The following is a 25,812-nucleotide window of genomic DNA, read 5'->3' as shown; positions in this document are numbered from 1 at the left end:
TTGTTCGGATCGAGCAAGCGCTCCGCGCCGGAGTGGCCTTTGCGGAGCTCTGTAAATATTCATTCGGCGGCAGGAGGGCCGCGCGTCCGCGCGTGATTTCAGGAGATGGTGAGAGCGCGCGCGAGCCTCTGCGAGGGCGCCACGGAGGTGTGCCGCACGCGGTGGAGTGATTGAGGTGTCAAGGAAATTCAGTCGCCCCGATGGGGCTGGGCCGGCGTATCGACGCGGTACGCGTCGCGATGGTCGTCGAGCCGAGCGGGCGGCCGCCCCCAGCGTGGCGGCGCCGAGGATGGCTGGACTCGGCTGTGGTAAGAAAGCAGGTGTTCGCCATGGCGAGACGGCGCACCGGCCAGCACGATCGCGTCGAGGAGCGGACCGGCGCGGGGCGCGTCGAGAAAGCGAGCGCCGGGGCTGGGCCGGATCCGGCCGGCGGCGCGCTCGCCGGCGGCGGGGAGACGGGGGCGCTGATACGCTCGATCGACTGGTCGCGGACGGCGCTGGGCCCGGTCGAGGCATGGCCCCAGTCGCTGCGGACAGCGCTGTCCATCCTGCTCTCGTCCGAACACCCCATGTTCCTCTGGTGGGGCCGGGAGCTCATCCAGTTTTACAACGACGGCTACCGCCCGATCCTCGGTTCGAAGAAGCACCCCGCCGCCATGGGTCAGGCGGGCCGCGAGTGCTGGAAGGAGATCTGGGAGATCATCGAGCCGATGATCGAGAAGGTCTTCGCGGGAGGGGCCACCTACGTCCGCGATGGCCTGCTCGTCCTCGATCGGCACGGCTTCATGGAGGAGTGCTACTTCAGCTACGGTCAGAGCCCCATCCGGGACGAGAGCGGCGCTGTCGCGGGCATCCTCGTCGCTTGCTCCGAGAGCACAGGGTACATCCTCGGACAGCGACGGCTGCAGATCCTCGGGGCCCTGGCGGCGAGGGCGGCTGACGCCAAGAGCGTTCAGGACGTCTGTCGGGTGATGATGGCGACCCTGGCAGAGGCCGGGCGCGACGTGCCCTTCGCCCTGCTCTATCTCGTGGACGACGACGGCGCGCCCGCCCGGCTCGCAGGGACCGCCGGGCTCGACCCGGGCCACGCGGCGGCGCCGGCGGCGGTGGAGCTCGGCGCGGCGGCCGGCGCGTTGTGGCCGCTTCACCGCGTGTTGCGCGAGGACGTGGAGGTGGAGCTGTCGGAGCTGCCCGCAGGCGTCGGCTCCCTTCCGGGGGGGCCGTGGCCGGAGGCCGCCCGCCAGGCGGTGGTGCTGCCGCTCCCCCGCGCCGGCAACGGAGGTCGTCCGGCCGGCTTCCTCGTCGCGGGCGCCAGCCCCCGGCTTGTGCTGGACGACGACTACCGCCGCTTCCTGCGTCTCCTGGCCGGCCACGGCGCCGCGGCCCTCCAGAACGCCCGGGCCAGCGAGGAGGAGCGGCGCAGGCTGGACGCGCTCGCCGAGCTCGACCGCGCCAAGACGGTGTTCTTCAGCAACATCAGCCACGAGTTCCGCACGCCGCTCACGCTGATCCTGGGACCCGTCGAGGACGGCCTCTCGGACGCCGAGCACCCCTTGCCCGCGCCTCAGCGCGACCGCCTCGCGATCGTCTACCGCAACAGCCTCCGGCTCCTCCGGCTCGTCAACACGCTGCTCGATTTCTCGCGCATCGAGGCGGGCCGCATCCAGGCCAGCTACCAGCCTACCGATCTCGGCTCCTTCACCGCGGAGCTGGCGAGCTCGTTCCGCTCGCTCATGGATCGGGCCGGCCTCGCCCTCACGGTGGAGTGCCCGCCCCTCTCCGAGCCGGCCTACGTCGACCGCGAGCTCTGGGAGAAGATCGTGCTCAACCTCATCTCGAACGCCTTCAAATTCACGTTTTCGGGGGGCGTCCGGGTGACGCTGGAGGAGGCCGGGGGGCGGATCGTCCTGTCGGTCGAGGACACGGGCACCGGCATTCCGGAGGAGGAGCTGCCGCGCGTGTTCGATCGGTTCTACCGCGTCGAGGGGGCCAGGGGCCGCAGCTATGAGGGCAGCGGCATCGGCCTCGCGCTGGTGCGAGAGCTCGCGAAGCTCCACGGCGGCAGCGTGGCCGTGGAGAGCCGCCTCGGCGCGGGCAGCCGCTTCTCGGTCGCGATCCCGCTCGGGAAGGCGCACCTGCCCGCGGATCGCATCGACCTCGCCCCCGCGCCGGCCGCGGCGGAGGCGCGCGGCGCGGCGCCCTTCCTCGACGAGGCCGCGCAGTGGGGGCGCGACGAGCGGGCGCTGGACGCCCTGCCGGCGGAGGAGCGCCCGGCCCCGAAGCGGCCGGGTCACATCCTCGTCGCGGACGACAACGCGGACATGCGCGATTACGTGCAGCGGCTGCTCCTCGCCGAGCGGTGGACGGTGGAGGCCGTGGCCGACGGCCAGGCCGCGCTGGAGAGCGCCCGCGCCCACGTCCCGGACCTCGTGCTCACCGACGTGATGATGCCGCGGCTCGACGGCTTCGGCCTGCTCAAGGCGCTGCGCGCCGACGAGCGCACCCGCGGCGTCGCCGTGATGATGCTCTCCGCGCGCGCGGGCGAGGAGGTGCGCGTCGACAGCCTCGGGGCCGGCGCGGACGACTTCCTCGTGAAGCCGTTCTCCGCGAGGGAGCTGCTCGCGCGCGTGCGCATCCACGTGGAGCTCGCGCGCCGACGGAGGGAAGCCGAGGGGCAGCGCCAGTACCTGAACGACCTCTTCATGCAGGCCCCGGGGCCCATCGCGATCCTCCGCGGGCCGGAGCACGTCTTCGAGGTGGTCAATCCGCTCTACCAGCAGCTCGTCGGCGGACGAGCGCAGGTGGGCAAGCCCATCCTGGCCGCCCTGCCCGAGCTCGAGGGGCAATCCATCCCGGATCTCCTCCACACCGTGACCCGCACCGGCGAGCCCTTCGTGGGAAGGGAGCTCGCCGTGCGGCTCGATCGCAAGGGCCATGGCACGACGGAGGAGGGCTTCTTCAACTTCGTCTTCCAGCCGATGCGCGACCGCGACGGGGCGGTCGAGGGCATCTTCGTGTTCGCCTTCGAGGTGACCGACCAGGTGAACGCCCGCCGGCGCGTGGAGGCGCTCGTCGAGGCGCTGAAGCTCGCGGATCAGCGCAAGGACGAGTTCCTCGCGACGCTCGCGCACGAGCTCCGCAACCCGCTGGCCGCCATCAGCCTGTCGCTCACGCTGCTCGGCGATCTGGCGGGCGAGGCGCCCAGGTCGGCGCGCTACCGCGAGATCGCCCGGCGGCAGGTGGGCAACCTCGTGCGCCTGGTGGACGATCTCCTCGACGTGTCGCGCATCACGCGCGGCACGGTGGAGCTGCGCCTGGAGGACGTCGATCTCGCGGCGGCGGTGAGGAACGCCGCCGCCGCGGTGAGCCCGGCCGTAGAGGCGCGGCGCCACGCGCTCTCGGTCGAGGTCGGGCCGGGGGACTTCGGGATGCGGGCCGACGCCACGCGGCTCGAGCAGGTGGTCACGAACCTCCTGACGAACGCCGCGAAGTACACGCCGCCGGAGGGAGCCATCTCGGTGCGCCTGACCCGTGAGGCGGCGGGCGGCGCGCTCGAGGCCGTGCTGCGGGTGCGCGACACGGGCCGCGGCATCCCGGCGGCGATGCTCGAGCGGGTGTTCGACCTCTTCACGCAGGTCGATCAGAGCATCGACCGCAGCACGGGCGGGCTCGGCCTCGGGCTCACGCTGGTGCGGCGGCTGGTGGAGATGCACGGCGGCAGCGTCGTCGCGGAGAGCGCCGGACCGGGCCAGGGCAGCGAGTTCATCGTGCGCCTTCCGCTCGGCCGGGGCGCGCCGCTGCCGCCCCCCGCACTGGGCGCCGAGCCGCCCGCCGCCCCGCCGCCGGCCGAGGCCGCCGAGCGGCGCCGGGTGCTCGTCGTGGAGGACGTGGAGGACGTGCGCCGGGTGATGAGCGAGTTCATCGAGGCGCTGGGGCACGAGGTGACGGTCGCGGTGGACGGGCTGGACGGCGTGACGAAGCTCCTGGCGCTGCGCCCCGAGGTGGCCTTCATCGACATCGGCCTGCCGGGCATCGATGGCCGCGAGGTCGCCCGTCGCGCGCGGGCCGCGCCCGGGGGCGACGCGCTCTACCTGGTGGCGTTCTCGGGCTACGGTGGACCCGAGGACCAGGCCACGTCGAGGCAGGCCGGCTTCGACCTGCACCTCACGAAGCCCGTGGGCGGCGCGACGCTGCGGCAGGTGCTCGCCGGGCGGCGCGCGTGAGCGAGCGCGCGCGCGGGCTGGCAGCGCCGCGCCCGCTCACCGCCGGCCGGTCGGTTCATCGCTGCTGCAGCTGCGCGACCAGATCTTCGAGGCGGTCGTAGCTGATGCCCGCGCCCTTGGGCATCCCGGACGCGAGGACGATGTCGCGCACTTCCGTCGACGGATAACGCACCGTGGCCGTGAGCCGCGTCTTTTCGCCCTCGTCGGTGAAGACCGCCGTCACCACCGTGACAGTGTCCGGAAACTGCTCGAAGATCTCGGTGAACACGTGCCGGCTCGGCGGCGTGATCTCCTGGTTCTCGCCGTGGAACGCGGCCTCGCCCCCGGGGTGGCGGTTCACGAAGCGCCACTTGCCGCCCGGCCGGAGGTCCATCTCGCAGACGGGCACCGAGTAGCCCTCGCCCAGACAGCCCCACCACCGCTTGATGTGCTCGGGCCTCGTCATCGCCTCGAACACGAGGTGCCTCGGCGCGTTGAACAGGCGCGTCATGCGGACCTCGTCCGCCGACGGCGTCGTGACCTGGAAGCTATCGCTGTTCGCTGTTTGGCTCTCGACCATGGCTCTCCTCCTTCTCCTCCGTCGAGGCGCCGGCTACGACTGGATCGCCTCGGGGGCCATCCAGACGACCTCCCAGTGGTGACCATCGATGTCGTAGAAGCTCCAGCCGTACATGAAGCCGTGATCCTGCGGATCCATGGCGTGCGATCCGCCCGCCGCGATCGCCTTCTTCACGATCTCGTCGACCTCGGCCCGGCTGCTGCACGAGAGCGCGAACATCCCCTCCGTGTGCGTGCGCGTGTCGCAGATCTCCCGCTTCGTGAAGCCCTTGAAGAACGGCTCCACGAGGAGCATCACGAAGGCTTCCTGGCTGACGATCATGCAGGCGGCGTTGTTGTCCGTGAACTGCGGGTTGAACTCGAAGCCGAGCTTCGCGAAGAACTCCATCGACCGCTTCAGGTCGCGGACGGCCAGGTTGACGAAGATCTTGCGAGCGCTGTTCGTTGTCATGGTCCTCTTCTCCTGTTCGAGCATGGACGCCGGGTGATGCCGGCAACGATCGCGGCCATGGGGAGCCGTCGTGCCGGAGTTCACCCCCACAGACCCCCGCCTGCGCCGGGACTCATCGGTCGACCGGAAAAAAATTCGCCGCCCCGATCCGGCCGGGCGCGGGGGCTACGCGGGGAGCTCGAGCGGCAGGCCGAACCGCGGGAAGAGCGTCTCGGTGTCGAGGAAGGACGTCATGCTGGCGATGCGGTCCCCCGCGAGCTCGAGCACGATGAGCGCCCAGGCCCGGTGGCCGCCCTCCGGCGCGGGGCGGTACTGGCCGAACGCCGGCGAGCCGCAGGCGGCCGTCGGCACGAGCCGCGAGCCGCGGCAGCCCGCGCCCCGGCCCAGCAGCCACGCGCGGATGGCGTCGGGGCCGCGGAGCCAGAGGGTGAAAGGCGGCATCGACAGGGTCGCGTCCTCGTGCAGCAGCGCCGCGAGCCTGTCCACGTCGTACTGCTCGAAGGCGGTGACGTAGCGGTCGACCAGAGCGGCCTCTGGCTCCGGCAGCGCGGCGCGCACGTCGCCGAGATCGCGGCTCGCGAGCGTCGCCCGCGCGCGCTGGAGCGCGCTGTTGATCGCGGCGACCGAGGTGCTGAGGCTGTCGGCGACCTCGGCGGCGGACCACCCGAGCACCTCCGTGAGCAGCAGCGCGGCGCGCTGCTTCGGCGGCAGGTGCTGGAGCGCCGCGACGAACGCGAGGCGGATGCTCTGGCGGAGCACCACCCGCTCCGCGGCGTCGATGTCCGCCGGGAGGGCGTGCGCGTCGGGGACGGGCTCCAGCCAGTGCGTGCGCGGGCGCGTCTGGAGCTCGTCGTCCACGGTGCCGACAGGGCCTTCCTCGAGCGGGCGCGCCCGGCGCGCGCGATCGGCCCGCGCGTCGAGGCAGACGTTCGTCGCGATGCGGTACAGCCAGGTGCGCAGCGACGATCGCCCGTCGAACTTGTCGAGGCTCCGCCAGGCGCGCACCATGGTCTCCTGCACGGCGTCGTCGGCGTCGACCACGGAACCGAGCATCCGGTAACAGTGCCCTGTGAGCGCCGCGCGGTGTTCCTCGAGCTGATCCACGCTCCCCGACATCGCGGCGACGGTACCATCGGCTTTCGGGCGGATCCACGGTCACGCTCCCTCGTCGCGCGACACGCGCGCCTCGGGCAGGGCGCTGGTCTCGACTCGGGCACTTTGGGTTGGCCTGGTCGGCCTGCGGCTGCGCTCGGTCGTCGACACACCCGGGACGGCACGCCGAGTGTCGCGCGGTCACGACGCCACGGCCAATCGGCTAGGATGGGCGACGGTCAGGGCGGTGCTGGGGCGCCGCGAGGACTCCGTTCGACAAATTAGCAACCCTGAACCCGGATATGGACGACCAGGAACTGCAGCGCAGAGTCGGCACCGTGTTGTGCGGGAAGTGGACGATCGAGCGGTTGTTGGGCTCGGGCGGCATGGCCGCTGTTTACGTCGGCGCGCACAAGATCGGGCGGCGAGATGCCATCAAGATCCTCCACCCCGAGATCGCGCGCATGCCCGAGCTGCGCGCGCGGTTCGATCAGGAAGCGCAAGCCGTCAATCGGTTCGTCCATCCCGGCGCGGTGGAAATACGCGATATCGACGCGACGGCGGACGGCTGCCCGTTCCTCGTCATGGAGCTGCTCGATGGTGAGTCGCTCGCCGGGTACGCGAGGCGCCTGGGCAGGATCGACATGGCCGAGCTGCTGGCCATGGTGGACGGGCTGCTGGACGTGCTGGCAGCGGCCCATGCGCACGGCATCATCCACCGCGACATCAAGCCAGACAACCTGTTCCGCCTCCGCGACGGGCGCCTGAAAGTGCTCGACTTCGGCGTCGCCCGCGTCAGGCAGGCCGCGGCCGACTACGTCCGGACGCGCACGGGAACGACGCTCGGCACGGTCGCCTACATGCCACCGGAGCAAGTCAGAGGCGACGAGATCGACGCGCGTGCCGACCTGTTCGCGGTCGGAGCGACGATGTTTCGTCTGATCACGAAGCGGCGCATCCATGACGCGAGCTCTGACACCGATCTGGTCGTCAAGATGGCCACGCTGCCTGCGCCGCCGCTCGCGAGCGTCGCTCCGGAGACCCCGCAGTGGGTGTGCGCCGTCATCGATCGCGCGCTCGCGTTCGATCGAGGCGAGCGCTACCCGAGCGCGACGGTCATGCAGCAGGACGTGCGCGCGGTCCTCGCCGGTCAACCGCCCGCTTTTGCCCTGCGGTTCGGCGCGGCCGGGGCCCCCGCGGCGGATCCGCTCAGCACCGCCACGACGGTGTGGATGCCGCAGGGGCTCGCCCCTTCCTCGGCCGTCTCGGTGCGCGCCTCGGGCGCCGGTGGCCTGCATCCCGCCCCGCCGCCGGCAGGTGACATGGGGAGCGTCATCCGCGATGTCTCCATCGCCAGCGCCCCGAATAGGTCGAGCGCGCAGGGCGTCCCGGGCGGCGGATCGGCCGTCGCTCCGGCTCGTGCCCCCTCACCGGCGGCGTCGGGGTTCACCCAGGCGACGCCGTGGACCGCGACCACGGTACGTGGACGGAGGCTGCGATGGGCCGTGCTGGCGTTCCCGCTGCTCGCCGCGGGCGTGCTCGCCGCCGTGGTTCTCCGTGCGGTGAACGTCGAGCCCGACGCGAGATCGCCGGGGGCGACCGGCGCGCAGCGACCGGCGGCCCCACCGCCCGCCAAGGTTCCCGGTGGCCCGGCGGCGGATCGCCCCCTGGCAAAGGCTCCGGATCCCGGCCCCGAGAAGAAGGGCGACACGAGAGCCCGCCTCCCTGGCCCATCGAGCCGCGGCCCCGAGGAAGGGCGCGGCGCGTCGCAGCGGACCAGCTGTATGCTGACAAACGACTGCGATCACGTGTGCGATGAACCGTGCCAGATCGCTTGTCAGGACGGGACCGTCTGCGACATCGGGGCGCGCCGAGACGCGCTGGTGAACTGCATGGGAGCGGGGATGCACAAGATCTGGTGCGAAGGTGATTGCTCGGTCAATTGCATGACGAGCGCTCCATGTCTGGTGTACTGCACGCCTGGCTCCGATTGCGTCATCGGCACGTGTCTCGGGCAGATAGAAGCCTGTCCTGGCAACGTCATGGCGTGCGGGGCCCCATGCCCCGACTGATCGCCGCGTCGCGCTCATGCGCTGCTATCCGCCGGAGGTCACGCGCCTCCTCTGGCTTTGCGCGGACTCTCCAGCTGGCCGAGTGGCCTTTCGCGATCGCTCCTGGTGAACGGGATGGTACCATCCGCCCGCTCGATGGACGACGAGGAACTCGCGGCGCGGCGTATCGGCACCCAGATCGGGACCTGGACGGTGGAGCGCGTGCTCGGTGGCGGCGGGATGGCGAGCGTCTTCCTTGGCCGGCGCGCTGACGGCCAGGTCGCGGCGGTGAAGGTTCTGCACCCGTCGCTGAGCCAGATCGAGGAGCTCCGGAAGCGCTTCCTGCGCGAGGGCCCGATCGGCAGCGCCCTGGCGGCTGTCGGCCCGCTCTGCGAGGGGCTGCCGCTCGTGCTGGAGTCGGGCGTCGCGGACGACGGCGCCGCTTACCTTGCGATGGAGGTGCTCGAGGGCGAGACGGTCTTCGACCGCATGGCCCGGGTGGGGACGCTCGCGGTGGGCGAGGTGCTGGCGCTCGCCGAGCGGGTCCTCGATGTGCTGGTCGTGGCGCACGCGTACGGCGTCGTTCACCGGGACATCAAGCCCGAGAACCTGCATATCGGGAGCGATGGGCGGGTGAAGGTGCTCGATTTCGGGATCGCCCGCGTGCTCGATCCGCTTCCTTTCGGGATGGGGGAGCTGCCGGAGAAGACGGCCACGAAGACGGGCGTGGCGCTCGGCACGTGCGAGTACATGGCGCCAGAGCAGGCGAGGGGGATGGTCCGCGAGATCGACGGCCGGACCGACGTCTTCGGCCTGGGCGCCACGATGTTTCGGCTGCTCTCCGGTCGCGCGATCCACGGCCACGTGGCCGAGGCGCGCCTGCTCATCGCCGCGGCGACGGCGCGGGCGCCGTCGCTCGCGCAGTGCGCGCCGGACGTGCCCTCGGAGGTGTGCGACGTCGTGGATCGTGCCCTCGCGTTCGACAAGGTCGAGCGTTACCCGGACGCGGCGACGATGCGCGCCGACGTCCGCGCGGTGCGGTCGGGCCGCCTGCCGCCCTACGTCGTGGCCGTCGAGGAAGGGCGGATCCCGGCGGGGGCCCCGCTTCCGCGTCGCTGAGGGAGCTCACCTCGCGAAGGGCGCCCTGCGCGGCCGTGGCGCGCGTCAGCGGCGGGGGACCGAGCCGACGGGGCTCATGGAGCTGCCGCCGAGCGATGAGCCCGCTCTCTCGATGTGGCCATTTTGAGTCTCTGTCAGCTGAGCAGGATGGCGATCAAGAGCGCGACGCTGAGCAAGAGCGATACGACGATGGACGCAATGAGCCACGGCCGCATCGCCGGCGAGCTCCACCTGGACGCGAGCGATGTCGCGCTCGTCTGGTGCCCCGGAGCACCGGGCTGCATCGCAACGGTCGGCTCGATCTGCCTCGGCGCGTTCTCCATCGCCGCAATGGCCCCGTCGATGGCCGCGATCACGTTCGTAGCCGTCGGATAGCGCTGGATCGGGTCTCGCTGGACGAGCCGCATCACGAGCGCCTCCACGTCGGGGCGGATACCTGATCCCGGCGCACGCTGGCGGAGGGGGGGCGCATCCTCGACGAGCCGCTTCCGGAAGGAAGATTGGCCGTCGCTCGCGTCGAACGGGCTCCTCCCGGACAGCATTTCGTACAAAATGATTCCAAGCGCATAAAGATCTGCGCGAGCATCGACGGCATCCATGCCGCGCACGGCCTCCGGCGCGAGATAACTGAGCGTGCCGAGGACCTGGTCGGCAGCGGTGAGGTCCTGGCCTTTGCGCGCGGCCTCGCGGCTCTCCGTGGACAGGAGCTCCACGTTCACCTTGGCGAGGCCGAAATCGATGAGCTTCACCTGATCACGGTCGCCGAGAAGGACGTTCTGCGGCTTCACATCGCGGTGCACGATCCCCTTCGCGTGCACCGCCTCCAGAGCAGACGCGATCTGCCGCGCGATGTGGAGCGCGCGCCGCGCGGGGAGCGGCGCCGAGGCGATCACGTCCTGGAGCGGGGTGCCCTCGACATACTCGAGGACGAGAAAATGCGACCGATCCGCGAGCTGACCGAAGTCGCTTGCGGAGACCACGTTCGGATGCTGGATATGCGCCCCCGCGATCGCCTCGCGCTCGAACCGCGCCACGATCTGGGGGAGGTTCCGGGCGCTCGGCTGGAGGACTTTGATCGCGACCTGCTTGCGGAGGTGCACCTGCTCGCCGCGGTACACGGCTCCCATACCCCCCTCCCCGATGAGCTCGTGGACGCGGTACCGCTCCGAGATCAAGCTCCCGATCAGCGCTGGCGCTCTGTTGTCTGAGCGCACCAACGTGGGTGCGTCGTCCGACCACGGCCGCGCCGCAGTCTCGATTTCTTCCACCAGCGCCGAGCTTGTGAGCTCAACGACGGATGCGTCGCCTTGTCTCCCGAGCATCGGCACCGTGACGTCGTCGGTGCTTGAGGGCCCCTTGGGTGGGATTGTCCCTGGCATGCCGAGGACTGTACACGCACAAAGGCGCTGAGAGCGGAGGAACCGCACCGCCGTCCGAGTGGACATCCTGCTCAATCCACCCTCCGTACGGAAGATCTGTGCAGTTCCGCGATGTTCGTGGATCTGGTTCCGTACACCGACATCAGCCTACACGGATGTCCACGGTGCATCGAACCGTAGCTCGCTGGTCGCCGCCCGCATCGCCGGAACCTCCAGCCCCGCCCCGAAGGCATGATGAAGACATCGGGGGACAGCGATCGAAGAGTTGGGCGGCTGGGTGCTCTTCGGCACGCCGCCACGGTGCACGACGAGGCCGCCGCACCTCACGAAGCTATTCCCATTGAAGCTCCGAGGGGTGGTAGGCTTTGAGGCCTTCAATCGGAATGGGCCCATCGGGGGTGCCGCTGCACACTTTGACGCCCTCGTCATTCGTGCGTACTGGATAGGCGTGTTTCAGCTTCGACGTGACGCAAAATGGATATTTGCCGTCTTTGACGAGGAGGCGATACTTGCCATTGGGGGCGGGCCGGCGCGTCGAGGGGGGCGCAGCGGTCGAGGATGGCGTGGATGGCGTGCTGGCAGTGGAAGCCGTGGCCATCGTGCCAGAGCTACCGCTCGTCTTGTCCTCTTGCGATGTCTCGTCGTCCGCGCTCTCACGAGTGCCTTCGACGGAGCCTCGCGAACGAGCAACGAAGAAGACGGCGGCGAGGCAAACGGCGACAGCGAACGAGGCGATCACTGCGATCATCAAGAATGGCGAATTCGAGCTCGCTCGTGGGCTGGTTGCAGCGGATCGAGGCGGCGCGGGTACGACCATCGGTGCCTGCATCGCTTGGCCGGGAGCGGGAGCGGCCATCGTCGGGCCATCGACGCTGATGGGAGACGACACGTCGGCTCGGATCGACACTGGGGCTGGCGCGTGAGGGGCAGCATTGGCGCCCAGAACGCGCTCGATGTCTTCGCGCATGGCGCGGGCCGTCGGATAGCGGCGCGATGGATCGAAAGCGAGCGCGCGATCGACGATGGCGCAAACCTCTGGGCTGACGGAGGGGGCAACGGTGCGCAGGGCCGGCGCAGGCTGCGTCGCCATTTTGATGAGGAGCTCGCTTTCCATGGAGCCCTCGTGCACACGGCGCTTTGCCAGGATTCGAAACATCGTCGCGCCAACGGCGAAGACGTCGGCCCGCCCATCGATCTGGCCACCCGTGAGCTGTTCGGGCGACATGTAAGGTATAGTCCCGAGCATCGCGCCGGTGCGTGTATGAACGTTGGAGCCGCCCTGTTGCATTCGAGCGATCCCGAAGTCGAGGACCTTGACGCCGCCTGAAGAGGTCAAAAACAGATTGTCAGGCTTGATGTCTCGATGGACGATGCCGAGCCCGTGCGCGACTTCGAGCACTTCGAGCACGGTCGAGACAACGCGGAGCAGCTCGCGCTCCGTGATGCCGCCGGAGCCGTGGGCGCGCTTGCCGAGCGATTCACCGTCGAGCAACTCCATCACCAGGAACGGCGAGCCATCTTCGCTCGTGTCGATGTCGAGGACATTGACGGCTGCGGGGTGACCGAGCTGGTTTACCGCGAGCGCCTCTTGCTCGAACCTGGCTCGAAGCTCCTTCGAGACCGCGATTTCCGGATGGAGGATCTTGATCGCGCAGCGCCGGCCGATCCTGTGTGTCGCCTCGTAAACCGCAGCCATCCCGCCGACGCCGATAAGCGAATCGATGCGCCATTTGCCCCGGAGGACCGTTCCGATTCGCGCTGTACAGTGCGCCAGCTGGGGATCATCATTCATCGAGGTTCAGGCTCCAATGTATCCCGGATGCGAGGAGCTGAACAACATGCTCGGCGTGGCCACGGGGAGCGCCGGCGCACACCCTCGCGCTGGCCTCCCCGGCACAGGCCTGCTGGTTGCCGACAACACGTTGCCGGGGGCCTCCGGGGCGCTTCGGCACGCAACCCCTGCGCACGGGCGATCTCAGCAGAGCCCGCGGGCGGGATCGTGGCGGTTCGCCCCCGCGACATCGTCCCGCCAGGGATCGCTGGCACGCGGAGCCAGGCGCGCTCGCGATCCAGCCCCGGATCCGCGCCGGAGCCGCAAGCGCCTGCGCCGGCGGCTTTCCGCGCCCCGCGGTTCGCGCGAGCATGGGGCCATGAGCATCGACCGCGCCGTGCTGGAGCAGCTCGATCGGGTCGGCGCCCGCCTCTCCGAGGGCAAGGCGCTCCGGCTGCTCGAGGACATCGCCTGGCCTCGCGAGGTCGAGGAGCGCTTCTTCGCCGCCGGCGAGGACCGCCTCCCCGAGATCGAGCACCGCGTGGATCGCGACGGGCTCGCGCGGCGCATCGCCGAGCTGCGCGAGCTGCTCGGATCGATCGACGGCGACGCGCCCGCGCTCGGCTGGCTGCGGGACAACGTCCGCGCGCAGATCCAGGCCGCGGAGCTGCTCGAGGCGGCGGGGACCCGCGAGTTCGCCGAGCGGTCGCGGGCGCTCTACGGCGGCGCGCGCTCGCGGTTCTTCGGCGGCGAGGTCCGCAACATCGACCTCGCCGAGCACCTCACGGCGCGCCTGCGCGTCCACGGCTGGGACGAGGCCAGCGATCCCGAGGAGGAGCCGCTCGACGCCGGCGCGCTCCGGGATCTGCTCGCCGCCCGCGTCGCCGCGCGGACGCCGCCGCTCGACCTCGAGATCGTGCTCGACCCGCGGATCACGGCCAAGGTGGTGGCCGGCATGAGCCGCGTCCGCATCCGCCCGGAGGCCACGTTCGCGTCCTGGGAGGCCGAGGGGCTGTGGCACCACGAGGTGGAGACGCACGCGCTCACCGCGCACAACGGCGCGGCGCAGCCGCGGTGCGCGTTCCTGCGGTCGGGCGGCCCGCGCACCACGCGCACGCAGGAGGGGCTCGCCATCTTCGCCGAGCTGTACAGCCGCTCGCTCTCCATCGGCCGCCTCACCCGGCTCGCCGAGCGGGTGCGGCTCGTGGACATGGCAGAGCAGGGCGCGAGCTTCCTCGATCTCTACCGGTACCTGCGCGAGCGCGGCGCCGGCCGCCGCGACGCCTATTTCGACGCCCAGCGCGTCTGCCGCGGCGGGCTCGTCGAGGGCGGCGCGCCCTTCACGAAGGACGCCTGTTACCTGGCCGGCCTGCTCGAGGTCTATGCCTTCCTGGCCGCGGTCCTGCGCGGCGGCCTGCGCGACGAGGTGGAGCTGCTCGTCTGCGGCCGGATCGCGCTCGACGACATCGCGGTGCTGGCGGAGCTGCGCGCGGCCGGCGTGCTGGAGCGGCCGCGCTACCTGCCGGGCTGGCTTCGCGCCTGGCAGACGCTGCTGCCCTTTTTCGCCTTCACCTCGTTCATGGATGGCATCGACCTCGGCCCGGTGGAGCGGCACTTCCAGGAACTGCTCCGCGTGGCCGCCGAGGCGCGGCCGGTCGGGGACGGGGAGGGGAGCAAACGCCGCCGCCGGCCGCGGGAGGGGTGAGCGCGCCGCGAGCGCGGGCGTAAGCCGGCGAGCGGGACGCGACGGATGTCGCTGCGCCACCGTTGAGGTATGCCGCTCGCCGATGGGACGAGTCCATTCCCGTTTCGCGCATCTCCCCGCGCCCCCGGCGCGCGCGTCTTCCACTGCCGCGGCCGCGGTGCGCCGCCGCCTCGTCGCGTGGGCGCTCGCCCTTGCCGGCGCGGTGCTCGCGTCGAGCGCGGCCGCGCAGGCGCCGGCGGAGGGCGCGGACCGCACGCCGCCCCCGCAGCTCGCGCCCTCCGCGCCCCCGGCCGCGCCGGCCGTGGAGGGGCTCCCGCCGCAGGCGATGTGGGAGGCGACGGTCGCTGCGTACGAGGCGAGGATCAAGGCGCTCAAATACGAGGCGGACGCCGTCCACGATTTTGTTGAAGACGAGGGCATGCGAGACGCCCACGGGCGCCAGATCGAGCTGGAGATCGAGGCGACGAAGAGAGAGCTCCGCGACTTCGTGGAGCGGACGACCGAGCGGAACAGCACGGTCATGATGGTCTCGGGCATCGTCCTCGCGAGCCTCGGAGCAGCCGCCCTCGTCACCGGCGCGGTGCTGATCACCGCGAACCACGACGAGTCCGCCACGAAGCACCGTGACACGTACACGGTGGCCCTGGCGACGGCGGCCGGGGGCGTGGCTGCGGTCGGCGTCGGCCTGCCGCTCTACGTGATCGGCAAGAAGCGGGTGCTGCGGAAGGGGCTCGATACGCGCGGGCCGGCCGCCGCGCGCCTCCTCGTCGGTCCGGGCGCCGTCGGTCCGTCACCTGGAGCGGTCCCGCTCGGCGTGGGGCTGCGCTTGACGTTCTGAGCGGTGGCTTGGCGTGTGGTGGCTTGGCGTGTCCGTGCGAGCTCCTGCCGCTCGTGGAGCGGGGGGAGAAGCAGAAGTTTAATGAGGAGAGGAACGCTCCGCGAGGACAGCGCTCCTCCACAGACACAGAACGTGGGTGGTGGCGGAATCCCCCCCCACTCTGCCGGAATGACCGCCAAGCCGCCAAAAGACGCCAAGAAACCACAAAAATCTTGGCGTCTTTTGGCGTCCTGGCGGTTCAAAAGACCCCACTTTCGGCCGAAGCCCCCCCACCACCAGAAAGTGCTGGGCGATCTCTGGCTCCGGTGCTAGCGTTGCTGTCGACGCGTCGCCCGCGTCAATCATGCACACTTCCCTCTGATACCACCGCTCCGTCACGCGGCCCCGAAGGGGGAGCGCCTGTTGCCCAGGTAGGCACGGCGCCCTTCTGGTGCCGCGCGTGAGCAGCCACGACGGTCGCCCGCGGATCCCCGCGCGGGCGCGGATCGTGTGCTCGTGGGGACGGAGCGTGGCTTAACTGCGAACGAGTCCGATGCGCTGGAGGTCGCTGACCTCGCGGTCGCACGCCCTCGCTCGCTGGCCGCTCGCGCGAAGCACCGAGCCGGATGGTTCGTGGCGCGGCGGGCCGACTCGCCATCTCTCCTGACGGCGAGGCGCTGAGGCGCCTCGCGAGGGGGCGTGTGGTGATGCGGACCGCCCTGCCCCGGCGATGCGTGGAGGTGCGTCCATCGCGCGAGAGCGCCAGTCGAGCGGCCTTGGGGCGGCGTCCATGGCCAGCGTCCGTCGCGGCATCGGTGTGCCTGCAATCCGGGGTCGTACGATGAATGGAGGGTATATGAGAGCCGGTTCTTCGAAGGGTTCGTTCAGCCTTGGTGCTCTTTCTGCCGTGGTGATGAGTGATCGAATGGAGGATTCCATGACGGAGCGACCCGCGTATCTCCCCGAGCGCGCACTGCAGCTCGGCTCGGCCAAGACGCCCGAGCGGCGCCCGCCGCAGACGGGGCCTGTCCCCGCGCCGAAGCCCGCGCACCGGGAGCCCCGCCCGCCGAGCAAGCTCCCCCACCAGGACCGCTCCCGGCCGGCGCTGAACATCCCGCAGCGCCGGCGCATGGGCGTGCAGCGGTAGATCCGCTGCGCTCCGGCGCCGGAGCGCCGCGAACGGGCGGCGGCCCGGCCGTGCGCGCCGGCGGCGTGGAGCCGGAAGGCCTAGACTTCCGCGACTCCACGCCGTCCGGCGGCGCCATGACGGCTCCGATCGTGATTGGGCCAGGGCGAGGGCTGCGGTAAGACCTCGCCACCCGCGCGGCCCGGCAGCCTGTGGCCCCGCAGAGGCCCCATCATGATCCAAGCCGAACCGTTCGAAGCCCGCCTCGTCGCCGTCCGGCCTCTCAGCCCTTTCGTGCGAGAGCTCTCGTTCGAGCGCAGCGACGGCAGGGCGTTCCTGTTCGAGGCCGGGCAATGGGTCAACCTCGTCCTCCCGCTCCCGGGCGGTGAGGTGAAGCGCGCCTACTCGATCGCCTCTGCGCCCGACGGCTCGCCTCGCTTCGATCTGGCGGTCACCCGGGTGGAGGGCGGGGCCGGCTCGGAGTACCTGCACCGGCTGGAGCCCGGCGCGACGCTCCGCGCCGTCGGCCCGCACGGGCTCTTCACGCGCGATCCCGAGAGCCCAGCGCCCTCGCTGTTCGTCGCCACCGGCACCGGCGTCACGCCGCTCCGGAGCATGCTGCACGCGTCGCTGCGCGCCGGGGCGGCCGCGCACCTGTGGGTCCTGTTCGGCGCGCGCTTCGAGGACGACGTCATCTACCGCGACGAGCTTGAGGCGCTCGCGCGCGGCTCGGACCGGATCCGCTACGAGATCACGCTCTCGCGCGGCGGCCCGTCCTGGCCGGGCCGCCGCGGCTACGTGCAGGCGCACGTGCCCGAGCTCTACCGGGAGCTCGCCGGGGTGAGCGGGGATCCGGCCCCGCAGGTCTTCATCTGCGGCCTCGATCGGATGGTCTCGCTCGTCCGCGAGCTCGCCCGCGGCGAGCTCGGCGTCCCCCGCAAGCACGTCCACGTCGAGCGCTACGACTGAGCCGGAGGCGCCGATCCCGGGCGGACGCGAGCGTGGATCGCCCTCCGGTGACGCGGCGCGCCTTGAGCGTTACCCTGGGTACGACGTAGGATGCGCGCCCCCGCGGGCGGTACCTGCGGGGTCAGTTTTGCAGGTGATCACGTGACGACCAAGAAGACGTTCCGCACCATCGATCCAGCGACGCTCCCGAAGCATTTCGACTCGCCCGTCGCCGAGCAGCGCCTGGCCGACGCGTGGGAGGCCGACGGGACGTACCGTTATGACCCCTCGCGCCCCCGCGAGGAGACCTTCGTGGTCGACACGCCTCCGCCGACCGCCTCGGGCTCGCTGCACATCGGCCACGTCTTCAGCTACACGCACACGGACGTCATCGTCCGGCAGCGCCGGATGCTCGGGTTCAACATCTTCTATCCCATGGGCTGGGACGACAACGGCCTGCCCACCGAGCGGCGCGTGCAGAACTATTTCCACGTCCGCACGGACGTGCGCACGCCGTACGAGCGCGGCCTCTCGCTGCCGCAGGCGGCGCCGGAGGCGCTCAAGAAGGAGCCGCCGCGCATCGTGTCGCGGCCGAACTTCATCGAGCTCTGCCACAAGGTCACGCGCGAGGACGAGCAGGTCTTCAAGGCGCTCTTCCGCCGGGTGGGCCTCTCGGTCGACTGGCAGTACGAGTATGCCACCATCGATGATCACTGCCGCAGGACGGCGCAGCTGTCGTTCCTGGATCTGCACGAGAAGGGCCACCTCTACTCGGTCTTCGCGCCCACGATGTGGGACGTCGATTTCCAGACCGCGGTCGCGCAGGCGGAGGTCGAGGATCGCCCGCAGTCCGGCGCGTTCCACGACATCGCGTTCGCGGTGGAGGGCACGGGCGAGCAGCTCGTCATCGCGACGACGCGCCCGGAGCTGCTCGCGGCCTGCGTCGGCGTGACGGCGCACCCCGAGGATCCGCGGTATCAGCACCTCTTCGGCAAGACGGCGCTCACGCCGATCTTCCGCGCGCCGGTGCCGATCTTCCCGAGCACGCTCGTGGATCGCGAGAAGGGCACGGGCATCCTGATGGTCTGCACCTTCGGCGACGCGACGGACGTGATCTGGTGGCGGGAGCAGAAGCTCCCTCTCCGCCAGATGCTCGGCAAGAACGGCCGTGTCCTCCCGGTGACGTTCGGGGAGGGCGACTGGCAGAGCCGCGATCCGGCCGCCGCGAACGCGGCGTATGCCCCGCTCCAGGGCAAGGGGGTGAAGCAGGCGCGCGCGGCCGTGGTCGAGCTCCTCCGCCGCGACGAGCACGCGGCGGTGGCGGGTACGGGCCCGGCGCTGCGGGGCGAGCCGAAGCCGATCGAGCGGGCGGTGAAGTTCTTCGAGAAGGGCGATCAGCCGCTCGAGTTCGTGCCCACGCGGCAGTGGTTCGTGCGGCTCGCGGACAAGAAGGAAAAGCTCCTCGAGTTCGGCGACAAGATCGAGTGGCACCCGGATTTCATGCGCCTCAGGTACCGCAACTGGACCGAGGGGCTCCAGGGCGACTGGTGCATCAGCCGCCAGCGGTATTTCGGCGTGCAGTTCCCGGTCTGGTATCCGCTCGACGCCGAGGGCAACCCGGATCACGGTAGGCCGCTGCTCGCGACGCGCGAGATGCTCCCGGTCGATCCGACGGTCGACGTGCCGCCCGGGTACGACGCGTCCCAGCGGGACAAGCCGGGCGGCTTCACGGCGGAGTCCGACGTGTTCGACACGTGGTTCACGAGCTCGCTCACGCCGCAGATCAGCTCGCACTGGGGGCTCGACGAGGGGCGCCACGCGCGGCTGTTCCCGGCCGATCTGCGCCCGCAGGCGCACGACATCATCAGGACGTGGGCCTTCTACACGATCGCGAAGGCGATGCTGCACGAGGCGTCGGTCCCGTGGCGTCATATCGCGATCTCGGGGTGGATCCTGGACCCCGATCGCAAGAAGATGTCGAAGAGCAAGGGCAATGTCGTGACGCCGATGCACCTGCTCGACAACTACTCGTCGGATGCGGTCCGCTACTGGTCGGCGAGCGCGCGGCTCGGCACGGACACGGCGTTCGACGAGAAGGTGCTGAAGATCGGCAAGCGGCTCGTGACGAAGATCTGGAATGCGGGCAAGTACGTGCTCAGCCAGTCTGCGGAGGTCCATCCGGTCTCCGAGGAGCTCGACCGGGCGTTCTTGCACAAGCTGTCGGCGGTGGTGGCGGACGCGACGCGCTCGTTCGAGGCGCAGGAGTTCGCGGCGGCGCTCGAGCGGACGGAGGATTTCTTCTGGCGCTGGTTCACCGACGCGTACCTGGAGCTGGCGAAGGCGCGTGCGCGCGGGGAGGGCGGCGCTGGTGACGCGGCGCGGGGCTCGGCGGTGGCTGCGCTGCGGCTCGGGCTCTCGGTGCTGCTGCGGCTGTTCGCGCCGGTGCTTCCGTACATCACCGACGAGGTCTGGGCCTGGGTGTACGCGGAGGAGACGGGGCAGCGGTCGATCCACCGGGCGAAGTGGCCGGCGGCGGGAGATTTCGCGGAGGTCGCGGCGCCTGCGGACGCGGGGCTCCTGGAGCTGGCGGCTGCGGCGATGGCGGCGGTCAACAAGCGGAAGAGCGAGCTGGGCGCGAGCGTGGGGCGCGTGGTGACGCATCTGGCGCTGGGGGCGAACGCGGCGACGCTGGCGCGGCTGAAGCCGGCGCTGGGGGACGTGCTCGCGGCGGTGCGGGCAGGGGCGCACGAGCTCGTGGAGCGGGCGGAGCTCGCGGACGGGGAGGTCCAGGTGGTGCGCTGCGAGCTGGAGGTGGCGGCTGCGGCGGCGGCCGGGGCAGGGGAGGCGGCGGCCACGGAGTAGCACGGTATCGAGATAGGCCCGGCCCTCGCGGAGGGAGCCCGCCGCGAGGGCCTACGGCTTTGCTGTGGGGGGACGAACTCCCGCGAGGTGACGGCGGATGCCCTGCGCCGCGTGCCCGATGGCGTCGGCCCATTTCTCCACCGCGAGATGGGTTGATCTCGTTGACTACGCGGCCGTCTGGAAATGCGCGGCGGTCATCAGGACACGCGAGCCTTCCATCAGGACGCGTCGGTGCCCATCAGGACATGCCAGCCTTCCATCAGGACGCGTCGGTGCCCATCAGGACATGCCAGCCTCCCATCAGGACACGCGGGTGCCCATCAGGACATGCCAGGCACCCGTCAGGACACCTCGCGCCTTCCTTTGCCCGTGATTCCGTGCCGCACGGCGCGTGCCGCGCGCGTCATCTGGTCCCGCGCGGCCAGCGTCGGGTCGGAAGGCACGTCGAGAGCGTCCCGGGACAGCTCCTGAACGACGAGCGCGCTCAGGCGCGAATGACGACGACCTCGCGACCGGCAGGGGTCAACGCGAGCTCGCGGCGCGTGCGCTCGGCGATGGGGGGCTGTCCCGAGCGCTGGTCGAAGAGGATGAGCCATCCGCGCTGGAGCCCCAGCCCGGCGAGGTACTCGTCGAGCTGAGCGAGCCCCTCGGCGAGGGGATCCGGCCGGCCGTCGCGCCAGACCTTGAGCTCTATCGCGAGCGTCTCGCCGGCATAACGAACGCAGAGATCCATCCTGCCCCGGCCGATGGCGTACTCGCGCTCGATGCTGCCGCCGCCGTTCACGACGCGGTGGAGGAAGGCCATGACGACGAGGTGCGGCGCGATCTCGTGGTAGGGCGCCGCTCTGAGCAGCGGCTCGCCGTGCTGGCGCCAGAAGGAGAGGAAGGCGTCGAGCAGGCGATGGGCGTCGAGGCGGCCGTCCTGGGTGAGTCATGTGGCCTTGATCTGGGGCAGTGACGCCCGGATCGGGAACGCGAGCTCGCGGACGATAATTTCCCGGTAGATGGGATTCGCAATACCGAGTCCGCCCTCCGCGGTCATGCGCACGAGGCCGAGGTCGATCGCGAACCGAAGGTCGTCGGAGGGCACGCTTGGCAATGCGGTGCCGGCGAGCATGGGCTCGATCACGGCGCGGACGCGTGGCTCGCGCAGGCGCTCTACCAGGCTATCGAGGTGCGTGTCCTGCCGCTCGATCAGGATGTCCCTGGCGCGATCGACGTCCGCGGCCGTGATGGGCTGCGCGCGATCCTTGACCAGGACGTCGACGAGCTGACGGGCGAGCGCGTTGACGAGCCACGGCTGGCCCTGGGTGAGCTCGAAGGCCCGATCCACGGCGCTCGCTTGAAAGCTCTGGCCCGTCTCGGCCGTGTGCTGGGCGTAGAGGGCGGCGATCTCTTCTCGGGTAAAGTTGCGCAGGGTGAGCGACTCGACCTTGATATTGAACGGGCTCGACGTGCCGAGGCGGTCGCTGTTGCCGGATTCGACCTTGTAATCGCGCACATCGCGCAGACCGATGAGGGCGAGCGCGTGCGGGAAGCCATGCGGGCGGCCCGGATATCCGCTCCGGAGCTGACGTAGCACGGAGATCAGCGTCGTATCTCGCAAGGCGTCGATCTCGTCGAGGAAGATGACGAGGGGCCGCGGTGCGGCCTGGGCCCAGGCCGCACCGCGGCCCCGATGCGCTGGCCAGGGGGCGCATCCGGGAAGGGCGGCGGCTGCAGGTCCTCGGGGAGCTGCGAGCTCGCGTTACCTCGCCACTCGCTCAGCATCGCGAGCTCCGCCGCGCCGGGGTCGTCGGGAAAGGGGGCGCCGACCTCCATCGAGACGAGCACCGCCACATAGCGCCCTTCCCGCGTGAGGGCCTGGGCGAGCGTCAGCAGCGATGTCGTCTTTCCGATCTGCCGCGGCGCGTGCAGGACGAAGTAGGCTTTGCGATCGATGAGGTCGCGCACCCCCGGCAGGCGCTCCTCGGGCGGGAGCATGTAGTGGTCGGCCGGATTGCAGGGGCCTGCAGTGTTGAACCAGCGGTGCATCGCGGCGCGAGTCTAGAGAGCAGCGCGCGGGATGGCCAGCGCGCCGCTGGCAGCGGTGTTCGCTCGCCGGAGCGGCGCCGGTGGGCCAGCGCGGCGACGTCCGCTGCGTTCGCCCGGCGGCCGCGAACCTCGATCAGATAGGATGGGTGGCAATGTCGAACGGGCGATTCGGAGGCGGCGCGGCGGGGCTATGCGCAATCGCCGTGGTGGCGGCGATCGTGGGCTGCGGAAGCGCGCCGCCGGCGCCGTCGCAGCAAACGCAGCACACGCCGGCCGCCCCTCCGGAGGCCTGGCCGCCGCCGGGGGCGCGGCTGGCGAAGCCCGAGGGGCACCTCGCCAAGGTGACCTGCCTGGCGTTCTCGCCGGACGGTCGGCAGCTCGTGTCCGGGGGCGAGGATCGGGTGCTGCTCGTCTGGGATGTGGCGACCGGCCGGGTCGTCCAGCGGCTGGAGGGGCACGGCGGATGGGTTTGTGGCTGTGCGTTCCTGCCGGACGGGCGCGGGGTGGTGAGCGGCGGCTGGGGCGGCGAGGTCTTCGCCTGGGATCGCAAGAGCGGCGAGCGGCGGCGGCTCGGAGCCCTGAGCCCGACCGATGCTGTCATGTCGCTCAGCGTGCGACCCGATGGAGGCGAGATCCTCGTCGGTACGCTCTCCGGTGTGGCGAGGGCCTGGGAGCTGGGCTCGGGCGCAGCCACCCTCGAACAGGACGCGCTCATCCGCCCTGGTGAGAGCAGCGTCGTGTGGGCGACGGGCTACCTCGACGACGGGCGCGCGTTCGCAGGCGGGAACGCCGGTGTCGTGGTGTGGAATGGGCGACAGGCCGTGACAGCCAGGTACGACGCCGCGAGCGCGGTGGCGTTGCCTGGCGGCCTCCTCGCGCTCGGCGGCGAGGGCGAGGTGACGCTGCTCCAGCCCGGCGGCGCGCTCGAACGCCTCGGCGCGCAGGAACGCTGGGTGTACGGGCTCGCGCTGAGCCCGCGGCGCGATCTGCTGCTCGCCGGAGACGCCGCCGGAGGCGCTCGCGTCTTCCGCCTCGCCGACAGGTCGCTGCGGTGTGAGCTGAAACGATCGGCGGGCATCTCCGCCGCCGCGTTCGATCCCACCGGGACCTGGTTCGCGGTGGCCGGCGACGATGGCTCGATCGCGCTGCCCAGGGTCGCGGACTGCACAGGCGTGGATCGCGAGCTCGCCGTGCGGCAGCTCGGGATCCCGCAGCGGCGGATGCGCAGCGTCGCGGCGGGGCAAGCCGTGCTCGTCGGAGACGGCGCCGGCAACGTCAGCGCGTGGTCGACGGCCACATGGTCGCTCGCGGGCCGGTGGTCCGCCCACGCGGGCGAGGTGACCGCGCTGGCCGCGCTTCCCGATGGCGGCTGGGTCTCTGGGGGTCTCGATCATGCCGTCGTCGCGATGTCCGGCGTCTCCAGCGCTCCCCCTCGTCGGATTGGCCAGCTGCGCAACTTCCCCTGGGCGGTCCGCCCCAGCCCTGACGGCATGTCCGTCCTGTCGGCCGATGCCGCAGGGGATCTGACGCTCCTGCCGCTCGGCGAGGGCGGGGCGCCGGCCACGCTGCTCTCCGAGCGGCGGCCGCTCTATGCCCTCGCCGTGGCCCCCGGCCGTCCTGAAGTGGTCGTCGCCGGGATGGCAGAACGAGTGCTCCGGGTGAGCCTCGTCCAAGCGGAAGACCGGAACGCATCCTGGCCACGAGCCACCATGCTCCGAGAGAGCGTGATGGCGCTGGCCTACAGCCCCGACGGCCGCTGGCTCGCCGAGGCCGGCACCGACGGCACCGTGGCGCTCCGCGACGCCGAGCCCGGCGACGCCCCGCCCCGCCGCTTCGAGGGGCTCGAACGTCAGGTCCACGCCCTGGTCCTCACGCCCGAGCACCTCTGGGCCGGCGGTGACGATGAAGTGCTCGTCCGCTGGCCGATTCACGCCGGCGCCGCCGCAGCGCCGCTCCGCATCGAGGAGCACGCGCCCATCCACTCCATCGCCGCCACCCCCGACGGCAAGCACCTCATCGCCGCCCTCGGCGATGGCCGCGCCTCGGTGCGCGCGCTCCCGTCGGGCGACCTCGTCGCCCACCTCGTCCCGCTCGGTGACGGCAGCTGGGCCACGGTGTTCGCCGACGGCCGCTTCGTCTCGTCCGGCAGCGGCGCCGCCCTCGGCCTGCGCTTCGAGGACCCCGTCACCCGCAAGGTCACGACGCTCGGCGGCCTCCCCCACGTCGGCGTCAGCCCGCCGTCGGCGACGCGCACGGCCGAGGGGCACCTCCTCGTCCGGGCCACGGTTTTCTCCCCGCGCGGCGTCCCCCGCGTGCGCCTCGACGGCCGCTGGGACGTGCGCGGCGTGACCCCGAGCCCGACCGCCGTGTCCGCGTACGAGGTCGAGCTCCTCCTCGGCGATCGGTCCCCGGCGCCCCACCGCCTCGACGTGCTCGGCCCCGGCGGCGAGAGCGCCCGCGCGGACATCCGGCCCGAGCCCGACCTCCGCGCCCGCGCGTTCCGCCCGCGCGCCCTGCTGATCGGCAACGCCGCGTACCGCGCCCCGGGCGTCAAGCGCCTCCCGGGCGCGCTGGTCGACGTGGACGCGATGCGCGGGGCCCTGCAGCGCAACGACGGCTGGGCCCTCGACGATGACCGCATCAAGGCCTCCAAGGATCTCGACGCGGCCAACCTGGAGCCGACCGTGACCGGTTTTCTCGCCGGCGCCGCCGAGGGGGAGACGCTGCTCGTCTACTTCTCTGGTCACGGCCTCGACCAGCGCGGCGAGGGCTTCCTCCTGCCCATCGACTACGACCCCGCCCGCCCTGCCGATCCTCGGAACGCGCTGTCCGCCGCGCGCCTCTTCCAGGCCATCGCCGCGTCGAAGGCGGGGCGCGTGCTCCTCATCCTGGACGCGGGGCGCGCCGGCGGCTTCTCGCTGCCCAAGGATCTCGGCGTGGAGCACGACCACAGCGAGCGCGTCGGCGTCGTCACCGCGGCCAGCTCTGGCAGCGACGCCGCCGAGACGCCGCGCGGGGGCGTGTTCACGCAGGCGCTCGTCGGGGCCTGGACCGACCCGGCGGCCGTGGATCCCGAGCGCGAGGCGGTCACGCTCGGCCTGGCGTTCAACCGGGCGCTGGGCGGCACCCACGCGCAGCGCCCGCGCCTCTTCGGCGGGCTCGATACGCTGCCGCTCGCGTGGCCGCGGCTCCGCGCCGCCGAGGCGCCCGCGGTGATGGCGAGCGAGGAGGCCGCCGCTCCAGGCACCACGCTCGCGCGCGTGAAGGGGACGGTCCTCGGGACAAGTCGCCTGACGGCGCTCGGGCATCGGATCGACGGGACCCTGGAGGTCGAGATCGCCTTTGGCCATGATACGGAGTCCGTGCGCATCGGCGTGTACGCGATCGACAAGACGCCTCCGGCGGCGCGGCCCGAGGTGTTCGAGCCGGGGCCATGGAAGAGCGGCCAGGTCCAGCGCCTCCGTGTGCCGCTCAAGGACCTCGAGCCCGGCGATTACCGCGTCGAGGTCGAGCCTTGCCGGGCGGCAACGGAGTGCGGCCACGAGCCTGCCTCGCCATTCCGGATCCGACTCGGCGGTTGAGATCACGCCGCGCGCTGCCCTGCACGGCGGGCCAGGACCTCGGTGCCCGGGCACCAGAACGCGCTGTGGTCGCGAATGTCTCCGGACGCCCGGGC

At 71.3% G+C, this 25,812-nt stretch carries 14 protein-coding genes and 1 pseudogene; 9 read left to right on the top strand and 6 right to left on the bottom strand.

Features of this window, described 5'->3' with window-relative positions:
* Positions 1–329: 329 nt before the first annotated feature.
* Entirely contained in the window at positions 330–4,223 is a 3,894-nt protein-coding gene (locus WMF29_RS27700; protein WP_437323140.1) for an ATP-binding protein, read from the top strand.
* Between the two features lie 55 nt (positions 4,224–4,278).
* Here WMF29_RS27700 and WMF29_RS27695 read toward each other — a convergent pair whose 3' ends face one another.
* The 3 genes from WMF29_RS27695 to WMF29_RS27685 form a co-directional block, all read right to left on the bottom strand.
* Positions 4,279–4,782, bottom strand: coding sequence for an SRPBCC family protein (locus WMF29_RS27695; RefSeq protein WP_437323139.1), 504 nt, complete (start codon positions 4,780–4,782; stop codon positions 4,279–4,281).
* 33 nt (positions 4,783–4,815) lie between these two features.
* A complete protein-coding gene (locus WMF29_RS27690; protein ID WP_437323138.1) occupies positions 4,816–5,232 on the bottom strand; it encodes a VOC family protein in 417 nt (138 codons plus the stop codon).
* Positions 5,233–5,397: 165 nt separating this feature from the next.
* Positions 5,398–6,348, bottom strand: a complete 951-nt coding sequence (locus tag WMF29_RS27685) for a sigma-70 family RNA polymerase sigma factor (RefSeq protein ID WP_437323137.1) — start codon at positions 6,346–6,348, stop codon at positions 5,398–5,400.
* Between the two features lie 314 nt (positions 6,349–6,662).
* Here WMF29_RS27685 and WMF29_RS27680 point away from each other — a divergent pair, with 314 nt between their 5' ends.
* Positions 6,663–8,396, top strand: coding sequence for a serine/threonine protein kinase (locus WMF29_RS27680; protein ID WP_437323136.1), 1,734 nt, complete (start codon positions 6,663–6,665; stop codon positions 8,394–8,396).
* 135 nt (positions 8,397–8,531) lie between these two features.
* Positions 8,532–9,494: a serine/threonine-protein kinase gene (locus tag WMF29_RS27675; protein ID WP_437323135.1), complete on the top strand. Its 963-nt coding sequence runs from the start codon at positions 8,532–8,534 to the stop codon at positions 9,492–9,494.
* 134 nt (positions 9,495–9,628) lie between these two features.
* On the opposite strand, the gene WMF29_RS27670 is transcribed toward WMF29_RS27675, so the two are convergent.
* Positions 9,629–10,669: a serine/threonine-protein kinase gene (locus tag WMF29_RS27670; protein ID WP_437323134.1), complete on the bottom strand. Its 1,041-nt coding sequence runs from the start codon at positions 10,667–10,669 to the stop codon at positions 9,629–9,631.
* Between the two features lie 535 nt (positions 10,670–11,204).
* Positions 11,205–12,665 carry a serine/threonine protein kinase gene (locus tag WMF29_RS27665; RefSeq protein WP_437323133.1) on the bottom strand — a complete coding sequence of 487 codons (1,461 nt, stop codon included), beginning with the start codon at positions 12,663–12,665 and terminating at the stop codon, positions 11,205–11,207.
* Between the two features lie 358 nt (positions 12,666–13,023).
* Here WMF29_RS27665 and WMF29_RS27660 point away from each other — a divergent pair, with 358 nt between their 5' ends.
* The 5 genes from WMF29_RS27660 (at position 13,024) to valS (ending at position 20,102) form a co-directional block, all read left to right on the top strand.
* Positions 13,024–14,349 (top strand): flavohemoglobin expression-modulating QEGLA motif protein, encoded by a 1,326-nt coding sequence (locus WMF29_RS27660; protein ID WP_437323132.1) that lies wholly within the window; start codon positions 13,024–13,026, stop codon positions 14,347–14,349.
* Positions 14,350–14,506: 157 nt separating this feature from the next.
* Positions 14,507–15,187 (top strand): hypothetical protein, encoded by a 681-nt coding sequence (locus WMF29_RS27655; RefSeq protein ID WP_437323131.1) that lies wholly within the window; start codon positions 14,507–14,509, stop codon positions 15,185–15,187.
* 916 nt (positions 15,188–16,103) lie between these two features.
* Positions 16,104–16,313 (top strand): hypothetical protein, encoded by a 210-nt coding sequence (locus WMF29_RS27650; protein WP_437323130.1) that lies wholly within the window; start codon positions 16,104–16,106, stop codon positions 16,311–16,313.
* Between the two features lie 213 nt (positions 16,314–16,526).
* On the top strand, positions 16,527–17,261 hold the full coding sequence (locus WMF29_RS27645) for a ferredoxin--NADP reductase (protein WP_437323129.1): 735 nt from the start codon (positions 16,527–16,529) through the stop codon (positions 17,259–17,261).
* Positions 17,262–17,402: 141 nt separating this feature from the next.
* Positions 17,403–20,102, top strand: a complete 2,700-nt coding sequence (valS, locus tag WMF29_RS27640) for a valine--tRNA ligase (RefSeq protein WP_437323128.1) — start codon at positions 17,403–17,405, stop codon at positions 20,100–20,102.
* 484 nt (positions 20,103–20,586) lie between these two features.
* Here valS and WMF29_RS27635 read toward each other — a convergent pair.
* Positions 20,587–22,136: pseudogene (locus WMF29_RS27635) on the bottom strand (ATP-binding protein).
* Positions 22,137–22,288: 152 nt separating this feature from the next.
* Here WMF29_RS27635 and WMF29_RS27630 point away from each other — a divergent pair.
* Complete coding sequence (locus WMF29_RS27630; protein ID WP_437323127.1) at positions 22,289–25,717, top strand: caspase family protein; 3,429 nt, start codon at positions 22,289–22,291, stop codon at positions 25,715–25,717.
* Positions 25,718–25,812: the final 95 nt, after the last annotated feature.

The organism is Sorangium sp. So ce381 (genome assembly GCF_051473845.1).
GTDB lineage: Bacteria > Myxococcota_A > Polyangia > Polyangiales > Polyangiaceae > Sorangium > Sorangium atrum.
This window is presented reverse-complemented; position numbering and strand designations above follow the sequence as displayed.

What these genes read in the sequence shown, in the direction of transcription:
- WMF29_RS27665 (WP_437323133.1), bottom strand. Translation starts at nt 12,665, where the DNA reads ATGAATGATGATCCCCAGCTGGCGCACTGTACAGCGCGAATCGGAACG.
- WMF29_RS27630 (WP_437323127.1), top strand. Translation starts at nt 22,289, where the DNA reads ATGTCGAACGGGCGATTCGGAGGCGGCGCGGCGGGGCTATGCGCAATC.
- WMF29_RS27690 (WP_437323138.1), bottom strand. Translation starts at nt 5,232, where the DNA reads ATGACAACGAACAGCGCTCGCAAGATCTTCGTCAACCTGGCCGTCCGC.
- WMF29_RS27660 (WP_437323132.1), top strand. Translation starts at nt 13,024, where the DNA reads ATGAGCATCGACCGCGCCGTGCTGGAGCAGCTCGATCGGGTCGGCGCC.
- WMF29_RS27700 (WP_437323140.1), top strand. Translation starts at nt 330, where the DNA reads ATGGCGAGACGGCGCACCGGCCAGCACGATCGCGTCGAGGAGCGGACC.
- WMF29_RS27650 (WP_437323130.1), top strand. Translation starts at nt 16,104, where the DNA reads ATGACGGAGCGACCCGCGTATCTCCCCGAGCGCGCACTGCAGCTCGGC.
- WMF29_RS27675 (WP_437323135.1), top strand. Translation starts at nt 8,532, where the DNA reads ATGGACGACGAGGAACTCGCGGCGCGGCGTATCGGCACCCAGATCGGG.
- WMF29_RS27685 (WP_437323137.1), bottom strand. Translation starts at nt 6,348, where the DNA reads ATGTCGGGGAGCGTGGATCAGCTCGAGGAACACCGCGCGGCGCTCACA.
- WMF29_RS27695 (WP_437323139.1), bottom strand. Translation starts at nt 4,782, where the DNA reads ATGGTCGAGAGCCAAACAGCGAACAGCGATAGCTTCCAGGTCACGACG.
- WMF29_RS27645 (WP_437323129.1), top strand. Translation starts at nt 16,527, where the DNA reads ATGATCCAAGCCGAACCGTTCGAAGCCCGCCTCGTCGCCGTCCGGCCT.